The 12,085-nt window shown below is 55.5% G+C and carries 12 protein-coding genes; 1 reads left to right on the top strand and 11 read right to left on the bottom strand.

The features are described from left to right. Window positions 1-3: 3 nt before the first annotated feature. The 11 genes from C8P63_RS11255 to topA form a co-directional block, all read right to left on the bottom strand. Window positions 4-804: a phosphatidate cytidylyltransferase gene (locus C8P63_RS11255; RefSeq protein ID WP_108024204.1), complete on the bottom strand. Its 801-nt coding sequence runs from the start codon at window positions 802-804 to the stop codon at window positions 4-6. A 19-nt stretch (window positions 805-823) separates the two neighbouring features. Continuing rightward, complete coding sequence (locus C8P63_RS11250; protein ID WP_108024202.1) at window positions 824-1,615, bottom strand: undecaprenyl pyrophosphate synthase; 792 nt, start codon at window positions 1,613-1,615, stop codon at window positions 824-826. 235 nt (window positions 1,616-1,850) lie between these two features. Then, complete coding sequence (gene frr, locus C8P63_RS11245; RefSeq protein WP_108024200.1) at window positions 1,851-2,408, bottom strand: ribosome recycling factor; 558 nt, start codon at window positions 2,406-2,408, stop codon at window positions 1,851-1,853. Continuing rightward, complete coding sequence (gene pyrH, locus C8P63_RS11240; RefSeq protein ID WP_108024347.1) at window positions 2,408-3,133, bottom strand: UMP kinase; 726 nt, start codon at window positions 3,131-3,133, stop codon at window positions 2,408-2,410. The genes frr and pyrH overlap by 1 nt, the downstream gene beginning before the upstream one ends. A 115-nt stretch (window positions 3,134-3,248) precedes the next feature. Beyond that, a complete protein-coding gene (gene tsf / locus C8P63_RS11235; RefSeq protein ID WP_108024198.1) occupies window positions 3,249-3,899 on the bottom strand; it encodes a translation elongation factor Ts in 651 nt (216 codons plus the stop codon). An 86-nt stretch (window positions 3,900-3,985) separates the two neighbouring features. Beyond that, window positions 3,986-4,690 carry a 30S ribosomal protein S2 gene (rpsB, locus tag C8P63_RS11230; RefSeq protein ID WP_108024196.1) on the bottom strand — a complete coding sequence of 235 codons (705 nt, stop codon included), beginning with the start codon at window positions 4,688-4,690 and terminating at the stop codon, window positions 3,986-3,988. Between the two features lie 152 nt (window positions 4,691-4,842). Continuing rightward, window positions 4,843-5,616: a GTP-sensing pleiotropic transcriptional regulator CodY gene (gene codY / locus C8P63_RS11225; protein WP_108024194.1), complete on the bottom strand. Its 774-nt coding sequence runs from the start codon at window positions 5,614-5,616 to the stop codon at window positions 4,843-4,845. Between the two features lie 18 nt (window positions 5,617-5,634). Further along, window positions 5,635-7,050 carry an ATP-dependent protease ATPase subunit HslU gene (gene hslU / locus C8P63_RS11220; protein WP_281258710.1) on the bottom strand — a complete coding sequence of 472 codons (1,416 nt, stop codon included), beginning with the start codon at window positions 7,048-7,050 and terminating at the stop codon, window positions 5,635-5,637. 3 nt (window positions 7,051-7,053) lie between these two features. Beyond that, a complete protein-coding gene (gene hslV, locus C8P63_RS11215) occupies window positions 7,054-7,593 on the bottom strand; it encodes an ATP-dependent protease subunit HslV (RefSeq protein ID WP_108024192.1) in 540 nt (179 codons plus the stop codon). A gap of 229 nt (window positions 7,594-7,822) precedes the next feature. Next, entirely contained in the window at window positions 7,823-9,169 is a 1,347-nt protein-coding gene (trmFO, locus tag C8P63_RS11210; protein WP_108024190.1) for an FADH(2)-oxidizing methylenetetrahydrofolate--tRNA-(uracil(54)-C(5))-methyltransferase TrmFO, read from the bottom strand. 15 nt (window positions 9,170-9,184) lie between these two features. Beyond that, entirely contained in the window at window positions 9,185-11,260 is a 2,076-nt protein-coding gene (gene topA / locus C8P63_RS11205) for a type I DNA topoisomerase (protein ID WP_108024188.1), read from the bottom strand. Between the two features lie 290 nt (window positions 11,261-11,550). On the opposite strand from topA, the gene C8P63_RS11200 reads away from it, so the two are divergent. Beyond that, complete coding sequence (locus C8P63_RS11200; RefSeq protein WP_108024186.1) at window positions 11,551-11,796, top strand: phospholipase D-like domain-containing protein; 246 nt, start codon at window positions 11,551-11,553, stop codon at window positions 11,794-11,796. Window positions 11,797-12,085 lie beyond the last annotated feature (289 nt).

The raw sequence follows: 12,085 nt of genomic DNA, 5'->3' as shown, positions 1-12,085 counted from the left end.
TCCTCAGATAAGCTGGGACAGATGGAGGACAGGAAACACCAGCAGAAGGCTGTCAAACCGGTCCAACACCCCTCCGTGCCCCGGAAGCAGAGCCCCCGAATCCTTCACCCCTGTGGTCCGTTTGATCGCAGACTCCACCAGATCCCCGAACTGGCCCGCCACACTGACCAAGAGTCCGATCCCCAAAACGGCGGAGAGGTTGCCCAGCTCCGGAAAAAAGAACGCGATCATCCCACTGATCACAAGGGAAAGAAAAACGCCTCCCAAAGAACCTTCCCAGGTTTTGTTGGGACTGACGGAAGGCCACAATTTTCGCTTTCCCCAACGCCGGCCCAGGAAATAAGCCCCGGTGTCATTTGCAAATGTGACCGCCACAGCCAAAAAGGACCATGCCAAGCCATCGGTGATCAACCGGGTCTGGATCATATAAGAAAAACCGTACCCTATGTATAAAGACCCCAAAAACAGATATGCGATTTCGTCCACATGAATCCGGTTGCGGCTCGCCACCATTAACAGAAGCAAGGTCACCAACCCCACCAGGACGCTGTCAGGCTCTTCCAAGGGCCAACCAGGTGGAAACACCCCCTGCTTGACCATGCCCGTCAGCAACAGACACCATACCAGAACGAGACCCACCCAGGTCTGGACCTTCCAGACGGGAATCCGCTTCATCCGGCAGAATTCAAAATATCCCACGGTGGCCAGAACCGCCACCATCCCGGTATACGCCCAGTCGCCCACCCAGAGAAGAGTCATAAAACCCGCTCCACCCAACACCCCCGTGATCATTCGCTTTTTCATCCAATCTCACCCGATTTCTTCAGACTGCTCCGTAACGACGGGAACGGCGCTGAAAATCTTCGATCGCCTGATAGAACATCTCTTTGGAAAAGTCGGGCCACTGAACATCGGTAAACCATAGTTCGCTGTAAGCGAGCTGCCACAACATAAAATTGCTGATGCGGACCTCGCCGCTGGTTCGGATCATCAGATCGGGGTCCGGCAGATCCGCCGTGTACAAGTATTGTCCGATCAAGGATTCGTCCAGAACGTCTTTACTCAGCTTACCCGATTTCATATCATCTATAATCCGTTCAATGGCATGGATGATTTCCGCCCGGGATCCGTAGTTCAACGCAAAGCTGAGAATCATCCCCGTATTCTCCTTCGTCGCCTCTTTAAACTTGCGGATCGCATCCAGCGTATGTTCGGGAAGACCTTCTTCTTCGCCGAGCATGCGGACACGGATGTTCCGCGACACCAATTCGTCCAGGTCGGTGCGGAGAAATTCTTCCGGCAATCCCATCAGATAATTGACCTCATCTTTGGGACGCTTCCAGTTTTCCGTGGAAAACGAATACAGGGTCAGTGCTTCGATTCCCAGATCATCCGCTGCCCGGGTGATGCGGCGAACCGTCTTCATGCCGGCCCGGTGACCGGCTACACGGGGCAAGCCGCGCTTTTTGGCCCAACGGCCGTTTCCATCCATGATGATCGCCACATGCCGGGGGAGGGGGGCTTTCTGGAGGGATGCGATCCGCTCCCGGCCCTCCTCCGTTTGCCGGGCCTCTTCTTTATATCCGATCAGCCATTTTTTCAGTGCTCGAATCATTCCTCATTCCTCCGCAGTTCCTTTACATACATTGCGACGTTTCATGGCAGTGCCGGGGTTTCATGCGGGAATTCAGGCAGCCGCCGGCTCTGGGCGGAAAAACCGTGGTCTGCCGCAACCTGTCCTCTCATGTGCACGCATTTCTAGTATGCAATAATTTCTCGCTGTTTTCTACCGGAAATCCTCATCGATGCATCGGTATAAAACAGATCCCCCTCGAAGGGGGATCGCCCTGTCATACTTCCATGATTTCACTTTCTTTGGCTTCCACGTGTCGATCCGTCTCTTTGATGAAACGGTCCGTCATTTTTTGGATTTCTTCCTGACCCCGTCTCGCTTCGTCTTCGGAAAGGTCGCCATTCTTTTCCAGCTTCTTCACTTCATCGTTGGCGTCCCGGCGGATGTTGCGGATCGCCACCTTCGATTCCTCCCCGGTCTTTTTGACCACCTTCACCAGTTCGGCCCGGCGGTCTTCGGTCAGTGCCGGAATGCTGATACGGATCACATTTCCGTCGTTGTTCGGAGTCAACCCCAGTTCCGACTTGAGAATGGCCCGCTCAATATCACCCAGGGTGGACTTGTCCCAGGGCTGAATGACCAAGAGGCGCGGTTCCGGTGCAGAGATGTTGGCCACCTGATTGAGCGGCATTTCACTGCCATAGTACTCCACCGTCACTTTGTCGAGAAGCGAAGGGGTGGCACGGCCGGCCCGCAGGGTGGCGAGATCTCTTTTCAAGGCTTGGATCGCTTTTTCCATCCGCTTTTGGGCATCCTGTTTGATTTCCGAAAGCATCATGAATTCCCCCTTACAATGGTACCGATTTGTTCTCCCATGATCACGCGGCGAATATTCCCCTGACCATCGATGTTGAACACAATCAGCGGAATATCGTTGTCCATGCAGAGCGAGGAGGCCGTCGAATCCATCACACCGAGACCCTGGTTGAGCACGTCCATATAGGTCAGGGAATCGTATTTCACCGCTTCGGGATCCCGACAGGGATCGGCGGAATAAACCCCGTCCACCTTGTTTTTCGCCATCAGGATGACTTCCGCCTCGATTTCGGCGGCCCGGAGCGCCGCGGTGGTGTCGGTGGAAAAATAGGGGTTGCCCGTACCGGAAGCGAAGATGACCACACGGCCTTTCTCCAAATGGCGGATCGCACGGCGCCGAATATAGGGTTCCGCCACCTGTCTCATTTCAATGGAAGTTTGCACCCGCGTCGGAACGCCCACTTTTTCCAAGGCGTCTTGCAGAGCGAGGGAGTTCATTACCGTGGCCAGCATTCCCATGTAATCGGCGGTGGCCCGGTCCATCCCTTTCGCTCTGCCGGCCATCCCCCGCCAAATGTTACCGCCGCCGACCACGATGGCCGCTTGAACACCCAGTTCCACGACTTCCTTCAGTTGCTTGGCAATGGAATGAATGACGTTGGGGTCGATCCCGTAACCCTGCTCCCCCGCCAGTGCTTCCCCGCTCAATTTCAGTACGACGCGCTTATACCTCGTACCTGCCATCCTCAAAAACCCCCGTTTCCCAGTCAAGCAATTCGACACGGGATGGCTGGATCCTTTCTCTTCCCTTCCCGTGTAAAAAAAGGGAACACACCGTGTTCCCATGAACCCAGGCTCCTTATTTCTTCACCTGGGACATCACTTCGGAGACGAAATCGTCTTCCCGCTTTTCCAGACCTTCACCCAGCTCAAAGCGGGCAAACCGGCGGATGGAGATGTTTTCTCCGATCTTGGCGATTTTTTCTTTCACCAATTCATCCACTTTTTTATCCCCGTCTTTAATAAAGGGCTGCTCCAGGAGGCAGATCCGCTCATAAAACTTGCCGAGGCGACCCTCCACCATTTTATCGACGATATGCTCGGGTTTCCCTTCCTGGAGGGCCTGGGTTTTCAGGATTTCCCGTTCTTTGTTCACTTCCTCCTCCGGCACCTCTTCACGACGGATGTAACGGGGGTTCATCGCGGCAATCTGCATCGCCACATCCCGGACAAACTCGCGGAAATCATCGGTTTTGGCGACAAAATCGGTTTCGCAGTTGACTTCCACGAGCACACCGATCCGTCCGCCGGCGTGTATGTAGGATTCCACCATGCCTTCGGCGGCCACCCGGTCCGCTTTCTTTTCGGCTTTGGCCAAACCTTTTTCACGGAGCAACTCCATCGCTTTTTCCATGTCACCGCCGGCTTCCTGAAGCACCTTTTTGCAATCCATCATGCCGGCGCCGGTTTTTTCACGCAACTCTTTTACTTGAGCCGCAGTAATCGCCATGCTCGATTCCTCCCATCGCTTGATCAAAATTTCGTATAAAAAGGGTGGTCACGCATCCCGTGGCCACCCCGTTTACTTTCCTGACGTCAGGACGCTGTCGTCGTCTGTTCTCCCTGTTTCCCTTCCAGGACGGCATCGGCTATTTTCGAAGTGAAGAGACGAACCGCACGGATGGCGTCGTCGTTACCGGGGATGATGTGGTCGATCTCGTCGGGATCACAGTTGGTATCCACAATCGCGATGATCGGGATCCCCAGCTTGCGGGCTTCCGCCACGGCGATGCGCTCTTTGCGAGGGTCGATGATGAAGACGGCATCGGGAAGGTCCTTCATATGCTTGATTCCGCCGAGGAACTTCTCAAGACGGGCTTTTTCCTTGTTCAGCATGACGACCTCTTTCTTCGGAAGCACGTCGAAAGTGCCGTCCTCTTCCATCGCTTCCAGCTGATGCAACCGGTTGATCCGGCGACGGATCGTCTGGAAGTTGGTCAGCGTGCCGCCGAGCCAACGGTGGTTGACATAGAACATGCCGGAACGCTCGGCTTCTTCCCGCACGGCGTCCTGCGCTTGTTTTTTGGTTCCCACAAACAGGATCTTTCCGCCTTTGGAGGCCAGATCGCGCACGTAGTTGTACGCGTCTTCCATCATCTTGACCGTCTTTTGCAGGTCGATAATGTAGATCCCGTTTCGTTCAGTGAAGATGTACTTTTCCATCTTGGGATTCCAACGACGGGTTTGGTGACCGAAGTGGACCCCTGCTTCGAGAAGTTGCTTCATGGAAACAACAGCCATGCCTATTCCTCCTTTTGGTTTTGCCTCCGCCGGTTTCTGCTGCGACCGGGACCTTGCGGCACCGACCGGACGCATCCCCCGGCGTGTGTATTCACACCGCTAAATAATATACCATAATCTCCTCTGCCGCCGCAAGAACTGCTTGAAAAGGTTCAGGACCGTTTCAGTTTTTCCAGAGCCGGAATCAGTTTTTCGTTCAGGACTTTGATGTGAGTCCCTTTCATCCCCAAGGAACGGGAGTCGATCACTCCCGCGCTCTCCAGTTTCCGGAGTGCGTTGACAATGACGGAACGGGTGATGCCGGCCCGGTCAGCCACTTTACTGGCGACCAGGATTCCTTCCATACCGTCCAGCTCCTCAAAAATATGCTCCACCGCTTCCAATTCGCTGTAGGAGAGGGAATCGACGGCCAGCTGGACCATCGCCCGGTTGCGGGCCTCCTCCTCCGCTTGCTCCGCTTTCATCTGCAGAATTTCCATGCCCACCACGGTGGCGCCGTACTCGGCCAGCACCAGATCGTCTTCCACAAAGGGTTGATCGAAACGGGTCAAAAGCAGGGTCCCCAATCGGTCCCCGCCTCCGATAATCGGAACAATGGTGGTGTAACGATGCTCGTGACCACCGGAGACCGTGAAACTGTATTCACTGGTCTCATCCAGATTGGCGGAAGTCTCACGGACCGATTTCAGGAGTTCATTGTATTCTTCGGGCAGGCGCCCTTCCCGGAGGACACCCTGATACAGCTCGTCGGTGTCATTTTCCTGGGCCACCCCGTATCCGAGAATCTTTCCGCGGCGGCTGACCACGTAAATGTTGGCCATGATAATCTCCCCGAGAACCTCGGCCATCTCTTTGAAACTGACGGCTTGTCCCCCGGTTTTCTGCAGGAGACTGTTGATCTCCCGCGCTTTGCTCAAAAGATCCATTTCCTTGATGAACACCCCTTACAAAATGTATTGGCTGAGATCCCTGTTTTCCACAATATCGCCCAAACGCTCACGGACATATTCAGGCGTTATCTGAACTTCTTCCAGGGTGATGTCCGGCGCCTCGAAGGAAAGTTCCTCCAAGAGCCGCTCCAGCATGGTGTGCAGCCGGCGTGCCCCGATGTTTTCCGTGCCTTTGTTGACATCCGCTGCGAGAGCGGCGATTTCCCGGATCGCCTCTTCCGTGAAATTCACGCGGATCCCTTCCGTCTGCAGCAAAGCGGTGTATTGCTTCAACAATGCCCCTTTGGGTTCGGTCAGGATCCTCACGAAGTCCTCGGCGGTCAGATCGGTCAGTTCGACCCGGATCGGAAAACGCCCCTGCAACTCCGGTATCATATCCGAAGGTTTGGCGGTGTGGAAGGCTCCGGCAGCGATGAACAGGATGTGGTCCGTCTTGACCGGACCGTATTTGGTCATCACGGTGGATCCTTCCACAATGGGCAGGATGTCCCGCTGCACCCCTTCCCGGGAAACATCGGGACCTCCCTGCCGGTCCTTGCCCGCGATCTTATCCACTTCATCGATAAAGATCATCCCCGTCTGCTCCACCCGTTTCAGGGATTCCTGCTGAACCTGATCCATGTCGATGAGCTTCTGCCCTTCCTCCTGGACCAGTACTTTGCGGGCTTCCCGGACGGGAAGCCGGCGCTTTTTCGTTTTTTTGGGCATGAATTGCCCGAGCATCTCCTGCATGTTGATGCCCATCTGTTCCACACCGGAACCGGCGAACATATCCATCATCGGGAGCTGGTCTTCCACTTCGATCTCGATCACTTTATCTTCCAGTTCACCGCTTTTCAACTGAAAGCGAACTTTGCGCCGATTCTGCTCCACCTCGTGCGCCCGTTCCTCTTCCTCCTGGTCCGCTCCGCGGCCATCTTTCCCGGTGTTGAAAAACATCTCCAGCGGGTTCTTGAACTGATTGCCCTCCCGTTTGGAAGGCACCAGCAGAGAAACGATTTTTTCATCGGCCAACTCTTCCGCTTTCTCTTTCACTTCGTCCAGCTTTTCCGCTTTCACGATGCGGATGGCCGTTTCCACCAGGTCCCGCACCATCGATTCCACATCCCGGCCGACATAGCCGACTTCCGTGAATTTGGTGGCTTCCACCTTGACGAAGGGAGCACCGGACAGTTTGGCCAACCGGCGTGCGATTTCCGTCTTTCCCACCCCGGTGGGCCCGATCATCAAAATATTTTTCGGGACCACTTCGTCACGCAGCTCTTCCGGCAGCAACGTCCGCCGGTACCGGTTTCTCAGTGCGATGGCCACCGCCCTTTTTGCCGCGTTCTGCCCCACGATGTATTTATCCAGCTCCGCCACGATCTGGCGCGGTGTCCATCGTTGCAGACGTTCGGGATCATTGACCACCCGTCATACCTCCTCCACGACAATTTGGTCGTTGGTGAACACGCAGATTTCGGAAGCGACGGTCAGAGCCGCTTCCGCGATTTCACGGGCGGACAGGTCCGGGGAATACCGCTGGAGCGCCCGTCCGGCGGACAGGGCGTAACTGCCCCCGGAACCGATCGCCATCATCCCGTCGTCGGGTTCGATCACTTCCCCGGTGCCGGAAACCAACAGCAGATGCTCCTTGTCCATCACCACCAACATCGCTTCCAGCCGTCGCAACACCTTGTCAGCACGCCATTCCTTCGCCAGTTCCACCGCCGCTCTCGGCAGGTTGCCATGGTACTCTTCCAGCTTGCTCTCAAACTTCTCAAAAAGGGTGACGGCATCTGCCACCGATCCGGCGAAGCCGGCCACCACCTGCCCGCGGTACAGCCGACGGACCTTTTTCGCCCGGTGTTTCATCACCATCTGGTTTCCCAGGGTCACCTGACCGTCACCGGCGATGGCACCTGCACCTCTGTGCCGAATGGCGAAAATCGTCGTCGCGTGCATGCTGTTCAATCGGGTTTCCTCCTTGTCTTCCCAAAACCTGTGTCCGGGACGAAAAAAACAGCGGATACGCCGCTATACTCTCTCCGTGGGTAATGCTCATTTAATCCTTCGAAAAAGTGTCAAAGGTTCCCAGTTTCAAACTCCATCCTATCGTACCACACAGGGTTTGGCCGCCGCAAGGCGAAAGAAGGCTCGGGTTTTAATATTCTGAACATTATCGGAAGGAAAAACCGGATCCTCACAGGGACCCGGTCTGAGTCTGTTCTCCCCCCTTCAGTCCCTGCTGTTCTTTGAATGCCTCCATCGTCCGAAGAGCTCGTTCGGCCATCTTCCGGTTCCGTTCTTTTTTGGGTTTGACTCGTTTCGGAAGCGGGGGGAAGAGCCCGAAATTGGCGTTCATCGGCTGGAAATGATCGGGGTTGGCAGTGGTGATGTAGTGGGCAAGGCTCCCCATCGCCGTCTCCGCCGGAAAAACGACGGGTTCTTTTCCCAGGGCGATCCGGGCGGCATTGATTCCGGCGATCAGCCCCGCCGCCGCGGACTCCACATAGCCCTCCACTCCCGTCATCTGGCCGGCAAAGAAGAGATCCTCCCGTTCATGGAACTGGTAAGTCGGTTTTAACACGCGGGGGGAATTGATGAAGGTATTTCGGTGCATGACACCGAAACGGACGATCTCCGCATTTTCGAGGCCGGGGATCATCCGGATGATGCGCTTCTGTTCACCCCACTTCAGGTGGGTCTGGAAGCCCACCAAGTTGTAGAGAGTACCCGTGCTGTTGTCCTGGCGCAACTGAACCACGGCAAAGGGTTGTTCCCCCGTTCTCGGATCGATGAGGCCGACCGGTTTCATCGGACCGTAGAGAACGGTTTTCTCCCCCCGTTTGGCCATCACTTCGATCGGCATGCATCCTTCGAAGTAGATTTCTTTTTCGAATTCCTTCAGGGGAGTGACTTCCGCCGAGATCAGGGCTTCATAGAACCGGCGGAACTCCTCTTCGTTCATGGGGCAATTGATGTAAGCCGCCTCACCCTTATTGTACCTGGAAGCGACAAAGGCCTTTTCCATGTCGATGCTTTCCCTCTCCACGATGGGAGCGGCCGCATCGTAGAAATAGAGGTGCTCTTCTCCCGTCAGCTTTCGGATTTCCGCCGACAGAGAATCCGAAGTCAACGGGCCGGTGGCGATGATCGTCAGCCCTTTCGGAATCTCCCGGACTTCCTCCCTTACAATCTCCACATTCTTGTGACTGGAGAGTTTTTCCGTCACGCAGGAGGAAAAACGGTCCCGGTCCACGGCCAGCGCGCCGCCAGCGGGAACCGAATGGGTGTCGGCGCATTCGATGATCACCGAATCAAGCCGTCTCATCTCTTCCTTCAGCACTCCGACCGCGTTGGTCAGGTCATTGGAGCGGAGGGAGTTGCTGCAAACCAGCTCGGCGAAGTTTTTCGTCACGTGGGCGGGAGTCCGTTTCTTGGGCCGCATCTCCACCAGACGCACCGGGACTCCGCGGCGGGCCAGCTGCCACGCCGCTTCACTCCCCGCCAGCCCCGCTCCGATTACGGTTACCGATTGTGTTGTCATAACGGATACCTCCCTTCAGTTTTTCTCTTCCTGGTACTCACATTCCGTGCATTGAAGGAGAGTCCCTTTTTTCCGCCGCTTCTCCACCCTCAACCCGCTGCACCTCGGGCAAGGGCGGGGGATCGGTTTGTCCCAGGACACAAAGTCGCATTCGGGATATCGGTCACACCCGTAGAAAGTCCGGCGCTTTTTGCTTTTCCGCTCCACGATGTCCCCTTTTTTGCACTTGGGACAGGTCACCCCGGTGGATTTCAGGATCGGTTTGGTGTTGCGGCAGTCCGGAAATCCGGAACAGGCGAGGAACTTCCCGTAGCGGCCGAATTTATATACCATGGGACGGCCGCATTTTTCGCAGGCTTCATCGGAAACTTCATCCTGGATCTCCACTTCTCTCATTTCTTCCTCGGCCACTTCCAGGCGTTTGTGGAATTTTTCGTAGAAGCGTTCCAAAATTTGGACCCAATCGACTTTCCCTTCCTCGATACGATCCAGTTCTTCCTCCATGTTGACCGTGAATTCCACGTTCAGGATCTCCGGAAAAAACTCCTCCATCAGGGAAATCACGATTTCTCCCAACTCCGACGGAACCAACCGGCGATCCTCCAGCGTCACGTACCCTCGTTTCTGGATCGTGTCCAAGGTGGGCGCATAGGTGCTGGGTCGGCCGATCCCCTTCTCTTCCAGGGTTTTGACCAGACGCGCCTCGGTGTAGCGGGGCGGGGGCTGGGTGAAATGCTGTTTCGGATCGAGGGACTTTTTTTTCAGTTTTTGTCCCTCTTTCAGAGTGGGGAGGAACTTATTCTCCTCCTTTTTCCCGTCGTCGTTCCCTTCAATGTAAAGTTTCATGAAGCCGGGGAATTTCACCTTGGAACCGGTGGCCCGAAATATTGCGTCCCCCACCCGGATGTCCGCCGAGATGGCGTCCAGGACTGCCGGGGCCATCTGGCTTGCGACAAACCGTTCCCAGATCAATTTGTACAACCGATACTGGTCCCGGGAGAGGTGGGGTTTGATTTTGGCCGGCGTCCGCAAGGTGGAGGTGGGCCGGATCGCCTCGTGAGCGTCCTGGGCCCCCGATTGCTTCTTATGGACGCGGGGGTTTCGGGGCAAGTAGGACGACCCGTACTCGGATTGGATGTAATCCCGGGCCTCAAGCCGGGCCGTCTCCGCGATCCTTGTGGAATCCGTGCGCATGTATGTGATCAAACCGACGGATCCTTCCTTTTTGCCCAGATCCACCCCTTCATAAAGCTGCTGGGCGATCGCCATGGTTTTTCCGGCGCGGAAATTGAGTTTCCGGGCCGCTTCCTGCTGCAGGGAACTGGTGATGAAGGGCGGGGCGGGATTTCGACGGCGCTCACTCTTCTTCACCTCTTCCACGGTGAAACGTTTACCTTTGATCGCCTGCAACAGTTGATCCACGTCCTGTTTGTTTTTGAGATCCGTTTTCTTTTTCCCGTAGCCGTGGAATTTCGCTTCGAAGGTTTCTTCCCCGGCCTCCAAAACGGCTGTCACCGTCCAGTATTCCTCGGGCTTAAAATTGCGGATTTCGTTTTCCCGGTCGATGATCAACTTCACGGCCACCGATTGTACACGGCCGGCGGAAAGCCCCTTCTTGACTTTTTTCCAGAGCACCGGACTGATTCCGTAGCCCACCAGTCGGTCGAGAATGCGGCGGGCCTGTTGGGCCTGAACCAGGTCCATGTTGATCTTTCGCGGATGTTTGAAGGCGTCTTTCACTGCCTCTTTGGTGATTTCATTGAAAACCACCCGACATTCTTCGTCAAGTTCCAGGTTGAGGCTGTGGGCCAAGTGGTAGGCAATGGCCTCCCCTTCCCGGTCGGGGTCCGCAGCAAGATAGACGCGCTTCACTTTTTTACGGGCATTCCGGAGCTCTTTCAATACGTCGCCCTTTCCCCGGATGGTGATATATTTCGGTTTGAATTGGTTTTCGGTATCCACACCCAACTGACTCTTGGGCAGATCCCGCACATGTCCCATCGACGCTTTGACGATGTATTTCTTTCCAAGATATTTGCCGATGGTTTTCGCTTTGGCGGGCGATTCGACGATGACGAGCGAGTCGGCCATCTCTCGTCCTCCCCTCTATTGCAGGAACGCTGTTCCCTTCCACATTTCGGCAACCAAATCCTTCCTGTCGGAGGAAAAAGCCTCGAGTAGCTATTGTAACATACCAGATCCCTCCGACGGGAATCAACTTCCCTTAAGGTCAGACAACGGGACATCCGTGATTTCCTTTTATATTAAAGAGACTTTATCCCGCTTCCCCGTAATCCATACCTTCCCCAACCTTTTTCACTTTCCTTGCTTAAACCTGAAAACAAGAAAATCCCCCCGTGCCGGAGGGGGGAGACAACCAGATGCACAACAACTTTCTCGTGATTGTCCGGACGGGGAGCCGGAACTTTGCCACAACGGGTCTCTACGGCTCCGATGCCAACCGGGTCCTGGACAGAAACACGCAGAACTCCGTGGAACGTAATTCCCCGGAACTGGCTTCGATCTTCAAGACGGAATTCAATGAAAAGCGGGGGAGCAACACCCCCTCGGAAAACGTGGGCCACATGGTCAAAGCCCCCGTTCGGAACCGGCTGGAAGCGTTGTGATTTATGGTTAGGCTCAGAAGAAGGGAAGCGTTTACCCGAAATAGCGACTTTGCTGTCCTGCCCAGCGGAGAATCAGCCTGCAAGGGCGTTCAGGGGCAAAAGCTTCTCTGGGTTGCATCCGCAGGCGTTTGCCCCTGCCCGCAGCAGGAAGATTCGGAGCGGACCGTGCAACCATCCCTGCAGGACAGCATAGTGAGACCGGGGAGCACAAGCGACCCAGGCGAGACTTGTGCTCTGTGAGTGCATAGCGAGACCGGGGAGCACAAGCGACCCAGGCGAGACTTGTGCT

This window comes from Melghirimyces profundicolus (genome assembly GCF_003054245.1).
GTDB lineage: Bacteria > Bacillota > Bacilli > Thermoactinomycetales > DSM-45169 > Melghirimyces > Melghirimyces profundicolus.
Note: the sequence above shows the minus strand (reverse complement) of the source record. Positions and strands in the feature narration are given on the sequence as shown.

Excerpts from the sequence above, each read along its gene's own strand:
- C8P63_RS11255 (WP_108024204.1), bottom strand. The coding sequence starts at position 804 with ATGAAAAAGCGAATGATCACGGGGGTGTTGGGTGGAGCGGGTTTTATG.
- C8P63_RS11250 (WP_108024202.1), bottom strand. The coding sequence starts at position 1,615 with ATGATTCGAGCACTGAAAAAATGGCTGATCGGATATAAAGAAGAGGCC.
- frr (WP_108024200.1), bottom strand. The coding sequence starts at position 2,408 with ATGCTTTCGGAAATCAAACAGGATGCCCAAAAGCGGATGGAAAAAGCG.
- pyrH (WP_108024347.1), bottom strand. The coding sequence starts at position 3,133 with ATGGCAGGTACGAGGTATAAGCGCGTCGTACTGAAATTGAGCGGGGAA.
- tsf (WP_108024198.1), bottom strand. The coding sequence starts at position 3,899 with ATGGCGATTACTGCGGCTCAAGTAAAAGAGTTGCGTGAAAAAACCGGC.
- rpsB (WP_108024196.1), bottom strand. The coding sequence starts at position 4,690 with ATGGCTGTTGTTTCCATGAAGCAACTTCTCGAAGCAGGGGTCCACTTC.
- codY (WP_108024194.1), bottom strand. The coding sequence starts at position 5,616 with ATGGATCTTTTGAGCAAAGCGCGGGAGATCAACAGTCTCCTGCAGAAA.
- trmFO (WP_108024190.1), bottom strand. The coding sequence starts at position 9,169 with ATGACAACACAATCGGTAACCGTAATCGGAGCGGGGCTGGCGGGGAGT.
- topA (WP_108024188.1), bottom strand. The coding sequence starts at position 11,260 with ATGGCCGACTCGCTCGTCATCGTCGAATCGCCCGCCAAAGCGAAAACC.
- C8P63_RS11200 (WP_108024186.1), top strand. The coding sequence starts at position 11,551 with ATGCACAACAACTTTCTCGTGATTGTCCGGACGGGGAGCCGGAACTTT.